The 22,140-nt window shown below is 59.5% G+C and carries 10 protein-coding genes and 1 pseudogene; 2 read left to right on the top strand and 9 right to left on the bottom strand.

All coding sequences use genetic code 11. The features are described from left to right. Positions 1–76 precede the first annotated feature (76 nt). From glgB to K5D32_RS08180, 3 genes are read right to left on the bottom strand one after another with little or no spacing between them, the layout of a single operon-like run. A complete protein-coding gene (gene glgB / locus K5D32_RS08190) occupies positions 77–2,311 on the bottom strand; it encodes a 1,4-alpha-glucan branching protein GlgB (RefSeq protein WP_221599777.1) in 2,235 nt (744 codons plus the stop codon). Then, a complete protein-coding gene (treS, locus tag K5D32_RS08185) occupies positions 2,308–5,637 on the bottom strand; it encodes a maltose alpha-D-glucosyltransferase (RefSeq protein WP_221599775.1) in 3,330 nt (1,109 codons plus the stop codon). The genes glgB and treS overlap by 4 nt, the downstream gene beginning before the upstream one ends. A gap of 17 nt (positions 5,638–5,654) precedes the next feature. Next, positions 5,655–7,685, bottom strand: coding sequence for an alpha-1,4-glucan--maltose-1-phosphate maltosyltransferase (locus tag K5D32_RS08180; protein ID WP_221599773.1), 2,031 nt, complete (start codon positions 7,683–7,685; stop codon positions 5,655–5,657). A 426-nt stretch (positions 7,686–8,111) separates the two neighbouring features. Here K5D32_RS08180 and K5D32_RS08175 point away from each other — a divergent pair, with 426 nt between their 5' ends. After that, positions 8,112–8,288 carry a hypothetical protein gene (locus K5D32_RS08175; RefSeq protein WP_221577588.1) on the top strand — a complete coding sequence of 59 codons (177 nt, stop codon included), beginning with the start codon at positions 8,112–8,114 and terminating at the stop codon, positions 8,286–8,288. Between the two features lie 196 nt (positions 8,289–8,484). Then, positions 8,485–9,912 (top strand): GntR family transcriptional regulator MpaR, encoded by a 1,428-nt coding sequence (gene mapR, locus K5D32_RS08170; RefSeq protein WP_221599771.1) that lies wholly within the window; start codon positions 8,485–8,487, stop codon positions 9,910–9,912. A gap of 3 nt (positions 9,913–9,915) precedes the next feature. Here mapR and K5D32_RS08165 read toward each other — a convergent pair whose 3' ends face one another. From K5D32_RS08165 to K5D32_RS08140, 6 genes and pseudogenes are all read right to left on the bottom strand, one after another. Then, on the bottom strand, positions 9,916–10,662 hold the full coding sequence (locus K5D32_RS08165) for an SDR family oxidoreductase (RefSeq protein WP_221577590.1): 747 nt from the start codon (positions 10,660–10,662) through the stop codon (positions 9,916–9,918). Between the two features lie 172 nt (positions 10,663–10,834). Further along, positions 10,835–12,865, bottom strand: a pseudogene (locus K5D32_RS08160) (putative bifunctional diguanylate cyclase/phosphodiesterase); the annotation flags it as partial. Between the two features lie 178 nt (positions 12,866–13,043). Next, a complete protein-coding gene (locus K5D32_RS08155; RefSeq protein ID WP_221599767.1) occupies positions 13,044–14,504 on the bottom strand; it encodes an efflux transporter outer membrane subunit in 1,461 nt (486 codons plus the stop codon). Then, positions 14,501–17,605 (bottom strand): efflux RND transporter permease subunit, encoded by a 3,105-nt coding sequence (locus K5D32_RS08150; RefSeq protein ID WP_221599765.1) that lies wholly within the window; start codon positions 17,603–17,605, stop codon positions 14,501–14,503. The genes K5D32_RS08155 and K5D32_RS08150 overlap by 4 nt, the downstream gene beginning before the upstream one ends. Continuing rightward, positions 17,602–20,700: an MdtB/MuxB family multidrug efflux RND transporter permease subunit gene (locus tag K5D32_RS08145; RefSeq protein WP_221594044.1), complete on the bottom strand. Its 3,099-nt coding sequence runs from the start codon at positions 20,698–20,700 to the stop codon at positions 17,602–17,604. Before K5D32_RS08145 ends, K5D32_RS08150 begins: the two co-directional genes overlap by 4 nt. After that, positions 20,697–22,013, bottom strand: a complete 1,317-nt coding sequence (locus tag K5D32_RS08140; RefSeq protein WP_221594045.1) for an MdtA/MuxA family multidrug efflux RND transporter periplasmic adaptor subunit — start codon at positions 22,011–22,013, stop codon at positions 20,697–20,699. The genes K5D32_RS08145 and K5D32_RS08140 overlap by 4 nt, the downstream gene beginning before the upstream one ends. Positions 22,014–22,140 lie beyond the last annotated feature (127 nt).

Genomic DNA, 22,140 nt, shown 5'->3' with positions numbered 1-22,140 from the left:
GGCGGATATGGGAGTGGGTCTGACAGCCAGATTGTCACGGCCAAGGCCCCATGGGAGGGGCCTTGGCCGCGACGGCTCACTGTTCCTCAGCCTTAGGCTTGAGCACCAACACCGCCAGCGGCGGCAGGCTCAATGAAACCGATGCCGGCATACCGTGGCTCGGGCTGTCTTCGGTATGTACACCGCCGCCATTGCCCAGATTCGACCCGGCATAGGTTTCAGCATCACTGTTGAGCAACTCGACCCAGGTTCCGGCAAAAGGCACGCCCACGCGGTAACTCTCACGAGGCACCGGGGTCATGTTGGCGATCACCAGCAGCGGCTCGCCCTCCTTGCTCCAGCGCAGCCACGCAAACACGCTGTTGGCCGCGTCGTCACCGATCAGCCACTGAAAGCCCATCGGCTCGGCATCACGCTCGTGCAGAGCCTTTTCCTGGCGATAAAGGCGATTGAGGTCCGATACCAGTTTTTTCACGCCGATATGCTCGGCGTATTGCAGCAGGTACCAGTCCAGTTGCTCGTCGTGATTCCACTCGCGCCACTGGCCGAATTCGCAGCCCATGAACAGCAGTTTCTTGCCGGGGTGCGTCCACATAAAAGTCAGGTAAGCGCGCAGGTTGGCGAATTTCTGCCAGCGATCACCCGGCATCTTGTCGATCAGCGAATGCTTGCCGTGAACCACTTCATCATGGGAAATGGGCAGGATGAAGCGCTCAGACCAGGCGTACACCAGACCGAAACTTAGCTCGTTATGGTGATGGGCGCGATGAATCGGGTCTTGCTGCATGTAATGCAGCGAGTCATGCATCCAGCCCATATTCCACTTGTAGGAGAACCCCAAACCGCCCTGCTGGGTGTTCTGGGTCACGCCCGGCCAGGCCGTGGACTCCTCGGCAATCACCATGGTGCCCGGCGCTTCGATGGCGACCACATCGTTGAGATGACGCAGGAAATCGATGGCCTCGAGGTTCTCACGACCGCCAAAACGGTTCGGCACCCACTCGCCAGCCTTGCGTGAGTAATCGCGATACAGCATCGACGCCACGGCATCCACCCGCAAACCATCGATATGGAAGTGCTTGAGCCAGTGCAGCGCCGAGGCAAGCATGAAGCCATGCACTTCGGTGCGGCCCAGGTTGTAGATCAGGGTGTCCCAATCCTGATGGAAGCCTTCCTGCGGGTTGCCGTATTCATACAGCGCCGTGCCGTCGAACTGGGCCAGGCCATGGGTATCGGTTGGAAAATGCGCCGGTACCCAGTCCAGAATCACGCCGATCTCGGCCTGATGGCAGGCGTTGACGAAAAACGCGAAGTCCTCGGGCGAGCCATAACGCGCCGTAGGAGCGAATTGCGCCAGCAATTGATAACCCCAGGAGCCGCCAAATGGATGCTCCATGATCGGCATCAGCTCGATATGGGTGAAGCCCAGCTCCTTGACGTAAGGGATCAGCCTGTCGGCCAGTTCACGCCAGTTGTATTGCCGCCATTGGGTGCCATCTTCGTTCTGCTCCATCTGCCAGGACCCGGCATGCAGCTCGTAGATCGACAATGGCGCCGCCTGGGTGTGGCGGTCGCCACGAGAATGCAGCCAGTCGTGATCCTGCCAGTCGAATTGCAGGGGGTTGGCGACCTTTGATGCGGTATCGGGCGGCAAGGTGGTTGCCAGAGCCACCGGGTCGCACTTCAAAGGCAGAATGCCCTGGCTGCCCAGAATCTCGTATTTGTAGACCTCGCCTGCCTGCAAGCGAGGCACGAACACTTCCCAGACACCGGAGGGATGACGCAGGCGCATCGGATGGCGGCGTCCGTCCCAGTTATTGAAGTTGCCTACCACCGAAACCCGGCGGGCATTGGGTGCCCAGACCGCAAAGCGCACGCCATCGATGCCCGCAACGTTGGTAATCTGCGCGCCCAGGCAACTGCTCAGGTCGCGATGATTGCCTTCGGCAAACAGGTAGAGGTCCATTTCACCCAACAACGGACCAAAGCTGTAGGGATCTTCAGTGACCTGCTCACCGCCTGCCCAGTTGATCTTCAACAGGTATGGCTGTGCCTGCTCGAAATGCCCGACGAAAAAACCCGGCACTTCGCTCATCTGCAGTTCGCCAAGATCACGCCCGTCATTCTGGGCAAGCACCCGCACACTCAAGGCACCCGGCAGATACGCGCGGATGAACTGCCCGTGAGCGCCATCGTCATGTGGCCCGAGAATGGAAAAGGGATCTCTGTGCTCCGCACGGATCAACGCATCCATATCGACGGCTGCGGGCATTGGTTGGCGGCCCGTGCCGATTTTGTCAGGCAAATTCATTTGGTTTCTCCATCGGATAATTCCAGCAACCCACGCAAGCCTTGCAAAGGCACGGCCAACCAACTCGGACGATTCTCGGCTTCGTAGATCACTTCATAAGCAGCTTTTTCCAGGGTGAACAATTCCAGCGCTGCGCTCTCCCCTGTCTTGTCTTTCCATTCATGGGCCAGACCGGCGGTTGCCTTGCGATAACCGCCCAGAAAAGACTCGCGGGCCTGAGACAGATAGGTATCTGCCACAGACTGTCGGGCCACGCCAGCCTCTTGGGAAGTATCCACGCTCTGTGCGCTGCGCACGGCCATGGCGGCAGCGTAGTCGAAAGAGCGCAAAACGCCGCTGACATCCTTGAACGGGCTGTGTTTGGCGCGCCGCTCGGGCAGGCTGCGGGCAGGCTCGCCCTCGAAGTCGATCAGGTAGGCATCGCCCTTGACCACCAATACCTGGCCCAGGTGCAGGTCGCCGTGGACACGCATGCGCAAACCGCCCACCGAACGTCTGGCCAGATCCTGCACATGATTCTGGATGGACTTGCGCCGTGCAATAAGGTCGCTGACCAGTTGCTGATCATCGGCACCCAGTGAATCCTTGCGTTGATCGAGCAACTGCAGGGCACGATCAAGCTGTTCGCCGACGCTTTTCGCCGACGCCTGGCTGTCCTTGACGCTGGTAACTTGCACCGCAAAGTCCGGGTTGTCGGTGGGTGCTGCCAGAACCTGGTGCATTTCTCCCAGCCGTTGCCCCAGATAGCGGGAGAAATCCGCCAGTTCCAGCAATGCGTTGTAATGCTGCTCCTGCCCGGACACGCCATGCGCCAGTGCATCGCGCACCGCCCGCTCCAGGTTGTTCTGGGTCCACTCCCAGGCATCGCCCTGATTGCTCAGGTAGCCTTGGGCAATCATCAACAGGTGCGGTTGTCCGTCATTGCCGACTCGGGTCACGGCACCCAGCAAAGGCGAAATGTTCCGGTAACCGGCATTGGTCAGGTAAGCGCCCATTTCCAGCTCCGGGTGAGTACCGGCACTGACCTTGCGGATCAGCTTGAGCACCAGACTGCTGCCCACCACCACCGAGCTGTTGGACTGCTCGGCGGACAGGTAACGCACCTCCGACTCATCGCTCAGGCCCAGCGGAGCCAGCTCCGAGGTGTTCTCGAAGCGTAACTCACCTTCGCTGCTGGTCAGTACGGTCTGATCCTGCATGCCCTGAATCACTGCGCGGATAAAGGTTTCCAGGGTGAAGGCATCGGTAATCAGACCTACTTGCCGACCACGTCGTACACGGGCCAGCGCCAGTTGCTGAGGCAAGGCACTGCTGATGTCGTCTTCGGCCAGCAGCCCGAAAGGCAGTTGATAGCGCTCAGGCTGGCCACCGGCCGTGACCTCGATTTCACTGAGCAGGACCGGATGCGCCGGGTCGCCAAAGCGCACGGCATAAGCGATATGGACATCGTCGATGGCCTTGTCCTTGCCCGCAAACCAGCGGCGCTTGGGCAGGTAGACCGCCAGTGAGGTGTTTTCCATCGTGCTGCGCAACGGCTCGTCGAGCAGTTCCTCAAGACGCTTCTTGAGTACCAGCGTAGGGAAGTCCGGCATGCTTTGCGCAGGTTCCACGTGCCAACTGGGCATTTGATTCTCCGGGGCGAGAAGAAACCAGTAAAAACCATAAGGTGGCAGCGTCAGCAGATAACTCAGTTGCCCGATCGGCGGGAATGCACTGCCGCCGAGCATTTCCACCGGAACAGTGCCCGCATGGGCCGACAGCTCAAGCTCGGCGGCCTGGGCGGCACTGGACACGTTGGCTACGCACAAAATGATCTCGTTATGTCCATCCGACCCCGTGTATTCGCGAATGTAGGCCAGGATGCGACGATTGGACGGCGACAGCATTTTCAGGGTGCCGCGCCCGAAGGCCTTCTGCTGTTTGCGTACGGCCAGCATGCGGCGATTCCAGTTCAGCAAGGAGTGCGGGTCTTTCTCCTGGCTTTCGACGTTGACCGACTGATAACCGTACAGCGGGTCCATCAGCGGCGGCAATACCAGACTGGCTGGATCGGCCCGGGAGAAACCGCCATTGCGGTCGATGGACCACTGCATCGGCGTGCGAACCCCGTCGCGATCGCCCAGGTAGATGTTGTCACCCATGCCGATTTCATCGCCGTAATACAGCGTCGGCGTACCCGGCATGGACAACAGCATGCTGTTGAGCAGCTCGACCCGGCGACGGTCACGCTCCACCAGCGGAGCCAGACGTCGACGAATGCCCAGGTTGATGCGGGCGCGCTTGTCAGCGGCGTAGTAATTCCACAGATAGTCCCGCTCACGATCGGTGACCATTTCCAGGGTCAGCTCATCGTGGTTGCGCAGAAAGATCGCCCACTGGCAGTTGGCCGGAATTTCCGGTGTCTGGCGCAGGATGTCCGTGATCGGGAAACGATCCTCCTGAGCCAGTGCCATGTACATGCGCGGCATCAGCGGGAAGTGAAACGCCATGTGGCATTCATCGCCATCGGGGCCATGGGTGTCACCGAAATACAGTTGCGTGTCTTCCGGCCATTGATTGGCTTCGGCCAGCAACATGCGATCCGGATAATGGGCATCGATCTCGGCGCGGATACGCTTGAGGACCTGATGAGTCTCGGGCAGGTTCTCGTTGTTGGTGCCATCCCGTTCGATCAGATAAGGAATGGCATCCAGACGCAGGCCATCGACTCCCAGGTCCAGCCAGAAGCGCATGACGTCCAGCACGGCATCCATGACCTGGGGGTTGTCGAAGTTCAGGTCCGGCTGGTGGGAGTAGAAACGGTGCCAGAAGTACTGGCCGGCCACCGGGTCCCAGGTCCAGTTGGACTTTTCCGTGTCCAGAAAGATGATCCGCGTGCCTTCGTACTTCTGGTCGGTATCGGACCACACATAAAAATCGCGGGCCTTGGAGCCGGGCTTGGAGTGCCGCGCCTTCTGGAACCACGGATGCTGGTCCGAGGTGTGGTTGATGACCAGTTCGCTGATGACCCGCAAACCGCGCTTGTGGGCCTGGGCAATGAACCTTTTGGCATCGGCCATGGTGCCGTAGTCACTGTGTACATCACGGTATTCGGAAATGTCGTAGCCATCGTCACGTCGTGGCGAGGGATAGAACGGCAGCACCCAGATGGTGTTGACGCCCAGCTCGGCGATGTAATCGAGCTTGTCGATCAGGCCGGCAAAGTCACCGATACCATCATTGTTGGAATCGAAGAACGACTTGACGTGAACCTGATAGATCACCGCGTCCTTGTACCAGAGCGGGTCGTTGATGAATGTGGCGTTAGTAGCTTTCTTCTTCGCCATGACGGACTGCTGCCTCTTCAATTCGCGGCCTGTATGCGCCAGATGCCAAAGGGCTGATACGAAGGGTCGATCCGCATCCACTGAATCTTGCCGTACCAGGTCCAGCGATGCCCGGTCATCAGGTCCTCGCCCGAAGTTGCAGCATCATCGGGCAGGCCCATGTCCCATAGAGGTAACTCGAAGTGCGCCTCCTGGGCATTGAACGGATCGAGGCTGACCGCGACCAGAATGAAGTTGCTGCCATCATCCGAGCGCTTGCCGAAATACAGAATATTGTCGTTCCAGGCCGCATAAAGCTTCAGGCCCAGATGGGTATGCAACGCCGGGTTCTGCCTGCGAATGCGGTTGAGCTGGGCGATCTCGGCAATGATATTGCCCGGTGCCGTGAAGTCCCGGACCCGGATCTCATACTTCTCGGAATCCAGGTATTCCTCCTTGCCGGGAATCGGGGCCGACTCGCACAGCTCGAAGCCCGAATACATACCCCAAAGGCCCGAGCCCATGGTTGCCAGCGCAGCACGGATCAGAAAACCTGCACGCCCCGACTCATGGAGGAAGTACGGGTTGATGTCCGGCGTATTGACGAAGAAGTTGGGACGATAGCAATTGCGCAAAGGCGGCTGGTTGAGCTGGGTCAGGTACTCGGACAGCTCGGCCTTGGTGTTGCGCCAGGTGAAATAGGTGTAGCTCTGGGAGTAACCGACCTTGCCCAGCCGCGCCATCATCGCAGGCTTGGTAAAAGCCTCGGCCAGAAACATCACATCGGGATGCTGGCTGCGAATGTCGCCGATCATCCACTGCCAGAACGGCAGCGGCTTGGTGTGCGGGTTGTCGACCCGAAAGATCTTCACGCCCTCCTCGACCCAGCCCAGCACGATATCCCGCAACTCCAGCCACAGGCTGGGAATCGCATCGGCGGCATAGAAATCGACGTTGACGATGTCCTGATATTTCTTCGGCGGGTTTTCCGCATAACGGATGGTGCCGTCCGGCCGCCAGGAGAACCAGCCCGGATGCTGCTTGAGCCAAGGATGATCCTGAGAACACTGAATGGCGAAATCCAGAGCGATTTCCAGGCCATGTTCTGCAGCCGCCGCAACCAGATTGCGAAAATCCTCAAGGGTACCCAATTGCGGATGAATTGCCTCATGACCGCCGTCTTCACTGCCAATGGCATAGGGGCTGCCGGGATCGTTCGGGCCAGCGGTCAGCGAGTTGTTGGGGCCTTTGCGGTGCGCGCGGCCGATGGGATGAATCGGCGGGAAGTACAGCACATCGAAGCCCATGTCCCGAATCATCGGCAAGCGCGAGTGCACATCATTGAAGGTGCCATGCCGCGCCGGGTCATCGGTGATCGAGCGGGGAAACAACTCATACCAACTGGCGAACTGTGCCAGCTGGCGCTCCACATCCAGCGGGAACTCGATACTGCGGCTCAGAAACGCACGGTTGTCCGCCTGGACCATCAAGGCCGAGGTTTCACTGTGCAAGAGCAATGCGACACGGCCATCGGCGTCTATCTGGCCGAGACGTTCGAGAACACTTTCGATCTGCTGGCGCAAGGCTCCTTGAGTGCGTTCGGCCGCATGCAGCAGATGCAGGCGCCCTTCCTCAAGCTCCAGCTCGATAGGCACACCGGCTGCGAACTTTTTCTCCAGTTCGTAGCGATAGCTGGCGTACTGATCGATCCAGGCTTCCAGGCGAAACACGTAACGGTCGACAGATGTCGGGGTGAACTCACCAATCCAGCTGTCATTGCCCAGGTCACGCAGCAAAGCGTCCTGCCAGTTCTCTTCACCATCGGCCCGCCAACAGACACGTACCGCCAGCTTGTCGTGCCCGTCAGCAAACACCTTGCTGGTCACCGTGACCTTCTGCCCCACGATGCCTTTCACGGCAAACAAACCGCCATCGATCACCGGCATGGTGTCTTCGATCACGATACGCGGCAATTGCAGGGCGTGGGTCAGGGTCAAGGGACGGGTTGGGTGTGGAACATCAGAGGCCAGGGAATCCGGGCCGTATGGCTGATCAGCAGTCACATTCATCGAGCATCACTCCTCACGCCCCTGGGACGCTCCTGTGCAATCCATGCAGAAAAAGGTTTTGTATCGATGCGGTGCGCACAGGAAAAGACGGTCCTGATTCGCCTGAATCTGTCGCATGGTTTTCCGAGCCGCTGGTACAGGCAAAGTTCAAAAAGTTTGAGAACGAGCCTCAGCGTAGACGAATCTGTTAGCTCAGGGCTGGGCCATGCCACAGCGCATGACGCCTGACTGACCATGGGAAGCAAAACCTGGACGACCGTTTGTCGGCTTTTTTGGGGAGGTATGTCAAGCGTGCAGGATTACGGTTGAGAGACGACATGGAGATAGATGTGCGTAGTCATCCCAAACCAAAACAGTCTGAATTCCACAGCGGACTCGGCGGTCCAACATCACGAACGCCACTTATCTGGTATCAAGGTGAAACCCATGAATATCCCAATCCCCGCCGAAACACCGGACCCGAATATCGATAACCCTACCCTGCCCGTGCCGCCGCCCGCCGAGGAGCCGCCACCGACCCTGCCGCCTGTAATCCAGCCGCCGGCAGGTGATCCGCCACCTCAGGAGCCGCCCGTTATCCTGATAGATGACTTGCCGCAATGACCGTAGAACCCTGACCCGAATCAATGTGCAGGGCATGAATGTCTGAGAGTTTTGACGCGCATCAACTGTCGCGGCCAAGGCCCCTCCCAAAGGTGACATGCATGCCTTGACTGATCTGCTTTTTCATCCTGAACCTGCATCTGTTCTGCAAACAGTCTCGCCTCTATAGTCAGGCCACTTGATCAATGGTGATGCCATGAAGCGTTACGAGAAGTATGCCGACGATGTAGCCGAGTTGATTCGCAGTGGTGTGCTGGGGCCGGACCAGCGGGTGCCTTCGGTGCGTTATGCGAGCCAGACTCATGGCATCAGCCCTTCCACCGTGTTCCAGGCCTATTACCTGCTGGAGCGTCGCGGGTTGATTCGGGCGCGCGCTCGCTCCGGGTATTTCGTCAACAGCATTGTCGGCAATGCTCCCAAGCCGTTCAGCGAGCCCCAGGTCAGCACGCAGGTCAATGAATCCACCGAGGTGGATGTCAGTGAGCTGGTGTTTTCAGTGCTGGACTCCATCAAGGACCCCAATACCGTGCCCTTTGGCTCGGCCTTCCCCAGTCCGATGCTGTTTCCGCTGCCGCGCCTTTCCCGTTCGCTGGCCAGCGCCAGCCGTGACATGGACCCGCGCATGGTGGTCACCGACATGTCGCCGGGCAATCCGCAACTGCGTCGCCAGATCGCCTTGCGCTACATGGTCAACGGCCTGGTGTTGCCCATGGAGGAATTGCTGATTACCAACGGCGCACTGGAAGCCCTGAATTTGTGCCTGCAAGCCGTCACCGAGCCGGGTGATCTGGTGGCCATCGAAGCACCGGCGTTTTACGCCTGCCTGCAAGTGCTGGAGCGCCTGAAACTCAAAGCGGTGGAGATTCCGACACATCCCCGTGAAGGTATCGATCTGGGCGTTTTGAAACAGGCTCTGGAACGCCATCCCATCAAAGTCTGCTGGTGCATGACCACTTTCCAGAACCCGACCGGCGCTCTGGTCCCTGAAGCGCGCAAACGTGAATTGGTGGAATTGCTGCGCGAGCATCAGGTGCCGTTGATCGAGGATGATGCCTACGCCGAGCTGTACTATGGTCCTCAGGCCCCGAAACCGGCCAAAGCCTTCGATACCGATGGGCTGGTCATGCATTGCGGTTCGTTTTCCAAAAGCCTGGCGCCAGGCTATCGGATCGGCTGGGTGGCGGCTGGCCGCTACGCGAAGAAAATCGAACGCCTGAAACTGATGACCTCCCTGTGTGCTTCGATGCCCGCTCAGGCCGCCATTGCGGACTATCTGCAACACGGTGGTTACGACCGGCATCTGCGCAAATTGCGCTATGCACTGGAAGATCAACAGCGAGCAATGCTGGGAGCCATCGGTCGATACTTCCCGGCACAGACCAGGGTCAGTCAGCCGGTGGGCGGTTATTTTCTGTGGGTTGAACTGCCGGAGCCGCTCGACTCGCTGAAAGTCTTCCAGGTGGCGTTGGCACAGGGGATCAGTATTGCGCCGGGGCCGATCTTTTCGCCAACCCGACGCTTTGGCAACTGCATTCGCCTGAACTACGGCAGCCCCTGGACCACGGCCTGCGAAAAGGCCATGGAAACCCTGGGGCGGATCATTCGTTCGTTGCTGGACAATTGAGCCTCAGCGCCCGCCCGCTGCGTCAATAAAAGTGCCGGTCACGTATGAAGCATGGTCCGACAGCAGCCAGACGATGGTTTCGGCCACCTCTTCGGCTTTTCCGCCCCGACACATGGGGATGTCGCCTTCGAGCTTGCTGACCCGAAACGGATCGCCACTCAGGGCATGAAAGTCGGTGAAGATAAAGCCCGGTCTTACCGCATTGACCCGAATCCCCTCGCCTGCGACCTCCTTGGATAAACCGATGGTGAACGTATCCAGCGCGCCCTTGGAGGCGGCGTAATCGATATATTCCCCCGGCGCTCCCAGTCGGGCGGCAGCCGAGGTCACGTTTACGATGCTGCCACCGTTGCCGCCATGGCGCGGCGACATGCGCAACAAGGCGTGTTTGCTGCACAGCATCGGGCCGACCACATTGGTCATCATGATCTTGAGCATACGGAACTCGGACATGTCGTCCAGCCGCGAGGTATGGGCGATGGTCCCCGCGTTGTTGACCAGATGAGTAACAGGCCCCAACTCTGAATCGATACGCGCATAGAGACGAATGATTTCGTCTTCGTTACTGACATCGGCCTGTACCGTGATGGCCTGCGCGCCCAATTCCCGGACTCGGGTGCATATTTTTTCGGCAGAAGCATGGTCGGACAGGTAATTGATACAGATGCGATAACCGTGTGAAGCAGCCAGAAGCGCAGTGGCAGCACCGATCCCGCGGGAGCCGCCGGTAATGAGGAGGACTTTATCCATGAATGTCTCTCGTGGGTTTTTCAGGGGCCAGGGATCGCCAGGGATCCGTTGCTCACACAGAGCCTAGCGGACCCACGGCGCTCGCATGCAGAATCGATCCTGCCAGCGTTTTGACATGAACGCCATCCTGTATTTCAGCCATCGCTCCATTCAGCCTCGGCGATGAGTCCTCCTCGATCGACTGGATATGGCTCATGAATTGTTGCGCAGGTAATGGAATCCCCAGCAGATAGCCCTGCAAGGCATTGCAACCCAGGTTGGTAAGAAAGCTCTGCTGGACACTGTTTTCAACGCCTTCGGCAACAATGGCCGAAACGATGGCGGCATCATCGAGGTCATGGTCCAGGTCACGGACGAAACCACGGTCAATCTTGATTTCATTGGCTGGCAGATGCTTGAGGTACATCAGGCTGGAATAACCGGTGCCGAAATCGTCAATGGAAATATCGACGCCCATGGCCGAGAGCTTCTGCAAGACCTGCATGGTGACCTCGGCATTGCTCATGGCCGTGGTTTCGGTAATTTCCAGGGTCAGGCAGTTGGGCGCGAGCCGGTGTCTGGACAAGGTATTGGCGACCGTCGTCACCAGCCCGGCATGACAGAACTGCAAGGCCGACAGGTTCACCGCAATGCGCCAATGGGTGTAGCCCTGGGCATACCACTCGCTCATCTGGCGACAGGCTTCATCCAGCACCCATTCGCCAATCGGGATAATCAGGCCGGTCTTTTCCGCCAGCTCGATGAACGTGTCCGGCCCGAGCATGCCCTGCTCCGGGTGATTCCAGCGCAGCAAGGCTTCAGCCCCGACAGGCGTGTTGGTGACCGCATCGAACTTGGGCTGGTAGTGCAGGCAGAAATGCTTGTGCCGGATGGCTGTGCGCAAGTCTTGCAGGACTTGCATCTGGTTGCGGGCATTGGCGTTCATCGACGACTCGAAGAAGCTGTAACCGTTCTTGCCGGCCGCCTTGGCGTGATACATCGCTGCGTCGGCGTTCATCAGCAGTTCATGCAGGGTCTGGCCATTGCCCGGGTACATGCAGATCCCGATGCTGACCGAAATCTGCAGAGTGTGTCCGGCAATATCGAACGGTTGGGCAATCACATTCACCTGGCGGGAAGCCACGGCCAATGCATCTTCGGCATCCTGCAACTCCATCAGCAGCACGAACTCATCGCCACCGATACGCGCCAGGGTGTCATGGCGGTGCAGGTTTTCACGCAAGCGCAACGCGACCTGACGCAATAGCTGATCGCCGACATGATGACCAAACGCATCGTTTACCGGTTTGAAGCCATCCAGATCCATGAACATCAGCGCAAAACAGCCGCCACTGTCGTTCGCCTTCTTCATGGCCTGCTCGATACGATCCGCCAGCAATACACGGTTCGGCAGGCTGGTCAGGCTGTCATGCAGGGCCAGGTGAGTCAGTTCACGGTTGGCTTCCAGCAGCGAATTGGCCAGCACAGCGGTGCGGGCTTCCAGACGGGCATCGAGGATCGAGGTCAGGAGCACAATGGTCAGTACCGCCAGGCTGGTAACCAGCACCAGCTTGTCCAGGCCGTCGGTTTTGAGCCCGTTGCCCAGGGCCCCGCAGAAGCTGCCTTCGGGAAAACTGGCCGCCGCCATGCCGGTGTAGTGCATGCCCACGATGGCCATGCCCATGACCACCGCAGCCCCGGCACGGACCAGAAACACATTGGAAGTCCGGTTGCGCAAACGGAAAGCAATCCAGATGGCAGCCGCCGAAGCCAGCACGGCAATCAACAAGGACAACATGAACAGAAAGGGGTCGTATTCGATGCCGGGCTGCATACTCATCGCAGCCATGCCGGTGTAATGCATGGCACTGATGCCGCCACCCATGAACAAGGCACCAAGCGCAAGGTGCGACAAGGGTAATTGCGGCTGATTGACCAGCCACAAGGCAATCCCCGAAGACACCATTGCAATCAGCAGTGACCACAGGGTCAGAGAGATGTCGAAACCCACCTCGATGGGCAACTGGAAAGCCAGCATCCCGATAAAGTGCATGGAGCAGATGCCGATGCCCATGGCAAAAGCTCCGCCGCCCATCCATATGTAAACGGCACGGCCTTTGGCCGAAGCAATGCGGCCAGCCAGATCGAGAGCGGTATACGAAGCAAGGATCGCAACGAATATGGAGATGAAGACCAGTGAGGGCGTGTAGTGACCAGTCAACATGAGCGCTCCTGTGACATGGATCCGGTTAACGCATCCATGCCAGACAGTGCTGGCAATTCTACGCAAAAGCAGAAAAATGTCGCGTCAGGCGCTCACAAATATGGCTATTGGCCACATACAAAATAACTATTTCTGACGGATAGTACATTGACGCCATCCGCCCTCATCTATGCGCTGATCACTCCTTGATCTGCAGACCGCTCCGGGCATCCCAGCCACCCCCCATTGCAGCGATCAACTGCACACTGGCAATCAGGCGGCTTTGCAGCACATTCAAGACGCTGCGCTCATTGCTCAGCGCGGTGGTCTGCACATTGACGACATCCAGATAGCCGATGACTCCGGCCTTGTACTGGTTGCTGGTCAGGCGCAGGGATTCACGGGCAGCATCCAGCGCTTCCTGCCGAACGGTCGCTTCCTCCTCGTAAACCTTGAGCTGAACCATGTAGTTTTCCACCTCCTGGAAGCCGTTGAGGACCGTTTGCCGGTATTGCGCAACGGTCTGATCATAGACGGCTTCAATGCGATCGACTTCCGCAGAGCGTCTGCCGGCATCGAACAGCGTCAGGGCCATTTGCGGCCCGACCGACCAGAAGCGGTTCGGCAGGCTGATCCAGTTGGAAAACGAATTGCTGTTATAGCCGCCACTCAGGCTCAGGGTGAAATCCGGGTAGTAAGCCGCCTTGGCGACACCGATATTGGCGTTGGCGGCCATGATCGAGCGTTCGGCAGCCGCGATATCAGGGCGGCGCTCCAGCAGTTGCGAAGGAATACCCACAGGAATCTGCGGTAACTCGGGGATTGTGGTCGTGGCAGGCAGATTGAACTCGGCCGGCGCCATCCCCATCAGCACTGCAATGGCATTCTCGAATTGAGCACGCTGCCATGTCAGGTCGATCAGATCGGCCTGGGTGGTCTTGAGCTGGGTCTGGGCCTGGGCCACGGCTTCACGACCGGAAATACCGGCCTGATACTGATTGCGGGTCATGGTCAGGGAGCGTTCGTAAGCCTGGACAGTGGACTCCAGCAAACGCTTCTGCTCGTCCAGCACCCGCAATTGCAGGTAGTTCTGCACCAGCTCCGATTGCAGGCTCAACTGCATGGCAGCCAGATCTGCAAGGCTGGCCTGGGCGCTGGCGGTGTCGGCTTCCAGCCCACGGCGCAACTTGCCCCAGATATCGGCTTCCCAGCTCACGCCCAGCTGAGCATTGTAGGAGTCGTTGATACCGCTGGAACCCGACGTACTGGTGCTGGAAGAACCCTGGCTCGAGCGGGTCTTGCCGGCCGTCAGGTCCAGCGTGGGAAACAGTGCGCCACGGGAACTGCGCACCAATGCCCTGGCCTGCCGGTACTGGGCTTCATATTGCGCCACCGTCTGGTTGGAGCTGTTGAGCCGCGCCACCAGCGCATTGAGCTCGCTGTCGCCATATACCTCCCACCATGCGCCACGGGCCATGGCATCGCTCGGTGTCGCCTGACGCCAGCCTTCGGCCGCCTTGAACTGCACAGGCGTGGTCACTGACGGCTTGTGGTAGTCGGGCCCTACGGCACAGGCGCTCAGCAGCAGGACGCAAAGCCCCGTTGCCAGAGGCCGGACAAGCCACTGCGGGTTGGATTTGATTGCCGGATGGTCAGTCATAGCGGGGTTTCCAGAGCAGCATCGGTGCGCACGCCACGCCAGCGATTGAATCGGTGGCGCAGCCGGTCGAGATAGAGGTAAACCACCGGGGTGGTGTAAAGGGTCAGAATCTGGCTGAAGACCAGCCCGCCAATAATGGTCAGGCCCAGCGGACGGCGCATTTCCGCACCTTCGGCGTTACTCAGCAGGAGCGGCAAGGCCCCCAGAATGGCAGCAATCGTGGTCATGAGGATCGGCCTCAGACGTTGCAGGCAGGCACTGCGGATCGATTCCTGTGGCGTCATTCCCGACTCACGCTCCAGATGCAGGGCCAGGTCGATCATCATGATGGCGTTTTTCTTCACGACCCCGATGAGCAGAAACAGCCCCAACAGGGAAATCAGACTGAATTCGCCGCCCAGCACATAGATGCTCAGCAAGGCTCCGACACCGGCCGACGGCAGGGTCGAGAGGATCGTCAATGGATGGATGTAGCTTTCGTAAAGAATCCCCAGCACCAGATAAACCGCCAGCAAGGCACCGAGAATCATCAATGGCTGGCCTTTCTGGGTGGCGGCAAAGGCATCGGCGGCACCGGCCATCTTGGAAATCACCTCAGAAGGCAGCCCTACCCTGGCAATCGCACGCTCTATGGCGACCGTCGCCGTATCGAGGCTGACACCTTCGGCCAAGTCAAAGGAAATACTCTCCGATGCAAACTGGCCTTCATGGGACACCCGGTCATTGGCAAGACTGCGCTCGTAATGGGCAATGCTCGACAATGGCACGCGCTGCCCGTCTGCGGTAATCACCTGCACCTGCTGTAGCGTGACCGGGTCCTGCGCGTATCGGGGGTTGACCTCCATCACCACCTGATACTGGTTCAGGGTGTCATAGATGGTGGAAACCTGGCGCTGGCTATAGGCGTTGTTGAGCACGGTGGTCACCATGTTCATGTCGATACCCAGGCGCTTGGCCGCATCCCGATTGACCACCAGAGTGACCTGCTGGGCGCCGCGCCCTTCACGGGCGTCGATGGCGGTCAGCTCAGGCAACGCCTTGAGGGCTGCCACGACTTTCGGATACCACTCGCGCAGGCTGGGCAGGTCACCGCTTTGCAGGATGTACTGATACTGGGAACTGGCCTGTTCACGACCGCCGCCCAGTTGCAGATCCTGATCCGGTGCCAGGAACAATCGCCCGCCCGGCACATGGGGCAGGTTCTTGCGCAGACGCTCGACCACCTGAGTAGCAGACATCTTGCGCTCGGAAACCGGCTTGAGGCGGACTATCATGAAGGCATTGTTGGTGCCGCCACTGCCGCCGATAAAGCCCGCGACACTCTGCACAGCAGGGTCGGCCAGCACAGCGCGGCGGAAGATTTCCATCTTGGGCTGCATCACGGTGAACGAAAGACCGTCATCGCCACGAATGAACCCCATCAGTTGCCCCGTATCCTGCTGCGGCAGGAAGGTCTTGGGCACCACCACATACAGCGCGACGTTCACCACGATGGTAATCAGCAGGCTGAGCAGCGTCAGGCGAGGATGGCGCAGCACCCAGCCAAGGGAACGGTCATAGCCGACCACCATGCGATCGTTGACGCGCTGGCTCCAGCGCTGGAAAGCACTCTTTTCCTGCTCCTGAGGCTTGAGCCAGCGTGCGCAGAGCATCGGTGTCAACGTCAGGGAAACCAGCAGTGAAACGATGATCGCCACCGACAGCGTGATGGAAAACTCCCGGAACAGGCTTTCCACCAGACCGCCCATGAACAGGATCGAGATGAACACGGCCACCAGCGAAACGTTCATGGACAACAGCGTGAAACCGACTTCCCTGGACCCCAGATAAGCCGCCTTCATTGGCGGGACACCTTCATCGATATGCCGGGAAATGTTCTCCAGCACCACGATTGCGTCGTCCACCACCAGCCCGGTGGCCAGAATCAGGGCCATCAGCGACAGGTTGTTCAGGGAAAAACCGCACAGATACATGATGGCGAAAGTACCCACCAGGGAAACCGGCACCGCCAGTGTCGGGATCAGCGAAGCCCGCAGGCTGCCCAGAAACAGGAACACCACCAGAATCACCAGAACCACGGCAATCAGCAGGGTCATCTCGGCTTCATGCAGCGTGGCCTTGATGACCGGCGAACGGTCCATGGCGATATTCAGCTTCACGCTGGCAGGCAAGACCGCCTGCAAGGCAGGCAACTGCTCCTTGATCTGCGCCACCGTCTCGATGATGTTGGCACCGGCCTGACGGTTGATGACCAGCAGCACCGCCGACTGGTCATTGAAGAAACCACTGTTGTAGCGGTTTTCCACCGCGTCGCTGACCTTGGCCACATCCTTGAGACGCAGGGCCGCGCCATCCTGATAGCGAATGATCAGTGGCGCGTAATCCTTGGCCTTTTCCAGCTGGTCGTTGGCCTGGACCTGCCAGTTATGCTGGCTGTCCTCCACAAAACCCTTGGGACGACGCACGTTGGAACCGGTGATGGTTGTGCGCACTTCGTCGAGGGAAACACCGTACTGGTCCAGCATGTTCGGTTCCAGCTCGATACGCACGGCCGGCAGCGAACTGCCACCAATCTGCACCTCGCCGACACCGGTCACCTGCGACAGACTCTGGGAAAGGATGGTCGAGGCCAGATCGTAGAGCTGTCCTTTTTCCAGCACATCGGACGTCAGGGTCAGCACCATGATCGGTGCCTGGGAAGGGTTGACCTTCTTGTAGGTCGGCATGCTGCGCATGCCGCTGGGCAAAAGATTGCGCGAGGCGTTGATTGCCGCCTGCACTTCCCGCGCCGCGCCGTTGATATCCCGGTCCAGATCGAACTGCAGAATCACCCGGGTCGTCCCCTGGCTCGAGCTGCTGCTCATGGTATTGATGCCGGCGATGGACCCCAGCGAGCGCTCCAGTGGGGTGGCCACACTGGAGGCCATGATCTCGGGACTGGCGCCCGGCAGGCTGGCCGACACCACAATCACCGGGAAATCCATGTTCGGCAACGGCGCCACGGGCAACAGCCTGAAACTGACCGCGCCCAGCAGCATGATTGCCAGACTCAGCAGGACAGTGGCGACCGGCCTGCTGATAAAGGGTGCGGACAGGTTCATGCTTCGACCTGTCTTGAGTCAGGCTTGCGCGCCCAGCGACGGCCAAGGCGATCGAAGTACAGATAGATCACCGGGGTCGTGAACAGCGTGAGGATCTGGCTGAGCAACAGGCCCCCGACCATGACAAGCCCCAGCGGCTGACGCAGCTCTGCGCCGGAGCCGGTGGCCAGCATCAGCGGTATCGCGCCGAACAGCGCCGCCAGGGTCGTCATCAGGATCGGCCGGAAACGCAGCAACGCCGCTTCATAGATGGCCGTCTCGGGGTCGATGCCGCGATTACGCTCGGCGTCCAGGGCGAAGTCAATCATCATGATGGCGTTCTTCTTGACGATACCGATCAGCAGAATGATGCCGATGATGGCGATCATCCCCAGATCGTTGCCACTGATCATCAAGGCCAGCAAGGCGCCCACCGCTGCCGATGGCAGGGTCGAAAGAATGGTGATCGGGTGGATATAACTCTCGTAGAGCACACCCAGCACGATGTACATGGTCACCACCGCTGCCAGGATCAGCAGCAGCGTGCTGGACAACGAGGCCTGGAACGCTGCGGCAGCGCCCTGGAACTGGGTCTGCACGCCAATCGGCATGCCAATGTCTTTCTGTACTTGCTCGATCACCTGCACCGCCTGGCCCAGCGCCACATCAGGCGCAAGGTTGAACGACATCATGACTGCCGGGAACTGCCCCATATGGGCAATCGCCAGTTGTGCCTGACGCTGCTCGACCCTGGCCAGACTCGACAGCTTGACCTGACCGCCATCGGTGGTCTTGACGTGAATCTGCTCCAGCGCCTTGGGGCCCAGCTCGTTGCCGGAAGCTGCCTGCAGCACCACTCGATACTGGCTGGCCTGGGTGTAGATGGTGGAAATCTGCCGCTGACCGAAAGCGTCGTACAGCGCATCGGTGATATTGGCCACGGTAACGCCCACGCGGCTTGCAGCATCGCGGTCGATCATCAGGTAAACCTGCAAGCCCTTGTCCTGCAGGTCACTGGCGACATCGGTCAGTTCCGGGCGCTTGCTCAGGGCGTCCACCAGCTTGCCGCTCCACAGACTGAGCAGTTCGGCATCAGGTGACGACATGCTGAACTGGTACTGGGTCCGGCTGACCCGGTCTTCGATGGTCAGGTCCTGCACCGGCTGCATGAACAGGCGAATGCCCGACAAGCCGTCCAGTTGAGGTTGCAGACGCTGGATGACCTGCATGGCAGTCAGGTCGCGCTCGCCGTGGGGCTTGAGGTTGATCAGCAGGCGGCCGCTGTTGAGCGTCGCGTTGTCACCATCGACACCTATATAGGAAGACAGGCTGGCAACGGCAGGATCCTTGAGAATGACGTCCGCCAGCGATTGCTGACGCTCGCTCATGGATTTGAACGACACCGACTGCGGCGCTTCGGAAATACCCTGGATCACGCCGGTGTCCTGCACCGGAAAGAACCCTTTGGGAACGGCCATGTACAGCACGACGGTCAAACCCATCGTACCGATGGCAACCAGCAGGGTCAGAGGCTGGTGCTTGAGCACCCAGCGCAGCTTGTCGGAATAGATGCGGATCAGCCAGTCGATCCAGGCACCGCTGGCGCGGTAGAAACGCCCCTGCTCTTCTTCCTTTGGCTCACGCTTAAGCAAGCGGGCGCACATCATCGGGGTCAGGGTCAGGGAAACAACAAGGGAAATCAGGATCGCCACCGCCAGGGTAATAGCGAACTCCCGGAACAGACGCCCGACCACATCGGCCATGAACAGCAGCGGGATCAATACGGCAATCAGCGACAGGGTCAGGGAAATCAGCGTGAAGCCGATCTGCTTCGCGCCCTTCAAGGCTGCCTGAAAAGGTGTTTCACCCTCTTCGATATGCCGGGAAATGTTCTCCAGCATCACGATTGCATCGTCCACCACAAAACCGGTGGCGATGGTCAGGGCCATCAGTGTCAGGTTGTTGATGGAGAAGCCGGCCAGATACATCACGCCAAACGTGCCGATCAGCGACAGAGGCACGGCAATCGACGGAATGATGGTCGCGCTGACCCGGCGCAGAAACAGGAAAGTCACCAGTACCACAAGCACGATGGCGATCAGCAACTCATGCTGAACATCGGTGACGGAGGCACGAATGGTCTGGGTGCGGTCGGTCAGTACAACCACATCCAGTCCAGCCGGAAGGTTGTCCGTGATGCTGGGCAGCAAGGCCTTGATCCGGTCCACCACCTCGATGACGTTGGCACCGGGCTGGCGCTGGATATTGAGCAGCACCGCCTGATTGCGATTGGCCCAGGCGGCCAGTCGCTCGTTTTCCGCACCATCGACAATCTGCGCCACATCCTTGAGGCGCAGCGGCGCACCGTTGCTGTAGGCCAGGATCAGGTTGGCGTATTCCTCGGGGGACTTGAGCTGATCGTTGGCATCGAGCATCGACACCCGGGTCGGACCGTCGAAGTTACCCTTTGGCTGGTTGACGTTGGAGGCACTGATCAGCGTGCGCACGTCTGCCAGATTCAGGCCGTTGGCAGCCAGAGCTTCGGGGTTGACCTTGATCCGCACCGCCTGACGCTGCCCGCCCGCGATGCTGACCATGCCGACGCCGCTGATCTGGGAGATTTTCTGCGCCATGCGCGTATCCACCAGATCGTTGAGCTTGGGCAGCAGCATGGTTTTGGAGGTGATCGCCAGGGTCAGGACCGGTGTATCCGCCGGGTTGACCTTGTTGTAGACCGGTGGCGCAGGCAGATCATTGGGCAACAGGTTGGTCGCGCCATTGATGGCCGCCTGCACTTCCTGCTCGGCCACGTCCATGTTGATTTCAAGATTGAAACGCAAGGTGATGACCGACGCGCCGCCCGAACTGGTGGACGCCATCTGGTCCAGCCCCGGCATCTGCCCGAACTGTCGCTCCAGCGGCGCCGTTACGGCACTGGTCATGACCTGCGGGCTCGCGCCCGGATACAGGGTCATGACCCGGATGGTCGGGTAATCCACCTGTGGCAGGGCCGAAACCGGCAACAGGGTGTAGGCGATCAAACCGGCCAGCACAATCGCCAGCATGCTCAGCGTGGTGGCGACCGGACGCAGGATGAACAGGCGCGACATGTTCATGCTTGGTTTTTTTCCACCTTGTCGGCCGAGGCCGATTTATCGGTGGCCTTGTCAGGCTTGCCCTGCAACTGCTGGCCTGGAGTGGACGGCACGTCCTTGCTTTCAGTGACCACCTCCACTGCGGCTCCGTCGCGCAGACGGTCGGTGCCTTCGAGCACGACCTGCGCACCGGCAGCCAGGCCTTCGAGCACGACGGTCGAGTTTTCATCGCTCGGGCCGGTCTTGAGCAGGTTGACCTTGACCTTCTTGTCGCCGTCCAGCGCATAGACAAAGGTGCCATTGGTGCCGAACTGCACGGCCGCTGTAGGTACCAGCACCGCTTGCTTGAGGGTGTCGGCACGCAGGCGCACATTCACGAACTGATTGGGGAACAGCACTTCATCGCGGTTTTCAAAACGGGCCTTGAACTTCAGGGTGCCGGTGGTGACATCGATCTGGTTGTCCAGGCTCGCGAGCACACCGGTGGCCTGCAACTTGAGGTCGCCCCGGTCCCAGGCCTCGACAGGCAATTTGTCGCTGCTGCGGTAACGGGCGATGACGGCTGAAAGGTCTTTCTCCGGCAAGGTGAAGTTGACCGAAATCGGTTGGGTCTGGGTAATCACCACCAGCGCCGTGGTGTCGTTGGCAGCGACCAGATTGCCGATATCCAGTTGCTTGAGGCCGACACGTCCGGCAATCGGGGCCTTGATGCGGGTGAAGTCCAGATTGAGCTTCGCCTCCGCCACCGCCGCCTGATTGGACTTGATGGTCCCCTGATACTGGTTCACCAGGGATTCGGCAGTGTCCAGGGTCTGCTTGGCGATGCTGTCCTCGGCGAACAGCCCGCGGTAACGCTGCACATCGAGCTGGGCGTTCTTCAACAGCGCCTGATTGGTCGCCAGGGTGCCTTCAGCCTGTTGCAGCGCAACCTGATAGGTGCGCGGGTCGATTTCGGCCAGCAGATCGCCCGCCTTGACCATCTGCCCTTCCTGGAAGTGGATACGGACCAGCTCGCCCGCCACACGGCTGCGCACATTGATGGTGTTGGTCGCAGTCACCGTGCCCAGCGCCTTGTAATAGATCGGGAAGTCGCCCTGGGTCACCGGGGCAACCCGTACCGGAACCGCTGCCGCCGAACCACCGAAACCTGGCCGCGCCCCTTTGCCTGCACTTGCCGCTGCCGGTGCCTTGCCCGACTCGGCGCCCTTGTGGGACGAAGAGGACGCAGGCCAGAACCACCAGCACAAACCGACGATAACCAACAGGACCAGCAGACTGATCAACCAGCGACGGGAATTACGGGGGCCAGACGATTGCATGAATAAATCAACCATTACAGGTGGGGTTCTTCAGGAGGCTGAACAATAAGCACAGATGAGCTGCAAGCAAAGCGCCTTTACCAAGCGCTTACTTTTGTTAAACGGTTGAAGCGCAAATAAAAAAACGGCCTGAACGGATTCA

The sequence above is a fragment of the Pseudomonas cichorii genome (genome assembly GCF_019719005.1).
Lineage (GTDB): Bacteria > Pseudomonadota > Gammaproteobacteria > Pseudomonadales > Pseudomonadaceae > Aquipseudomonas > Aquipseudomonas cichorii_E.
This window is presented reverse-complemented; position numbering and strand designations above follow the sequence as displayed.

Excerpts from the sequence above, each read along its gene's own strand:
- K5D32_RS08150 (WP_221599765.1), bottom strand. The coding sequence starts at position 17,605 with ATGAACCTGTCCGCACCCTTTATCAGCAGGCCGGTCGCCACTGTCCTG.
- K5D32_RS08140 (WP_221594045.1), bottom strand. The coding sequence starts at position 22,013 with ATGGTTGATTTATTCATGCAATCGTCTGGCCCCCGTAATTCCCGTCGC.
- mapR (WP_221599771.1), top strand. The coding sequence starts at position 8,485 with ATGAAGCGTTACGAGAAGTATGCCGACGATGTAGCCGAGTTGATTCGC.
- treS (WP_221599775.1), bottom strand. The coding sequence starts at position 5,637 with ATGGCGAAGAAGAAAGCTACTAACGCCACATTCATCAACGACCCGCTC.
- glgB (WP_221599777.1), bottom strand. The coding sequence starts at position 2,311 with ATGAATTTGCCTGACAAAATCGGCACGGGCCGCCAACCAATGCCCGCA.
- K5D32_RS08175 (WP_221577588.1), top strand. The coding sequence starts at position 8,112 with ATGAATATCCCAATCCCCGCCGAAACACCGGACCCGAATATCGATAAC.
- K5D32_RS08180 (WP_221599773.1), bottom strand. The coding sequence starts at position 7,685 with ATGAATGTGACTGCTGATCAGCCATACGGCCCGGATTCCCTGGCCTCT.
- K5D32_RS08145 (WP_221594044.1), bottom strand. The coding sequence starts at position 20,700 with ATGAACATGTCGCGCCTGTTCATCCTGCGTCCGGTCGCCACCACGCTG.
- K5D32_RS08155 (WP_221599767.1), bottom strand. The coding sequence starts at position 14,504 with ATGACTGACCATCCGGCAATCAAATCCAACCCGCAGTGGCTTGTCCGG.
- K5D32_RS08165 (WP_221577590.1), bottom strand. The coding sequence starts at position 10,662 with ATGGATAAAGTCCTCCTCATTACCGGCGGCTCCCGCGGGATCGGTGCT.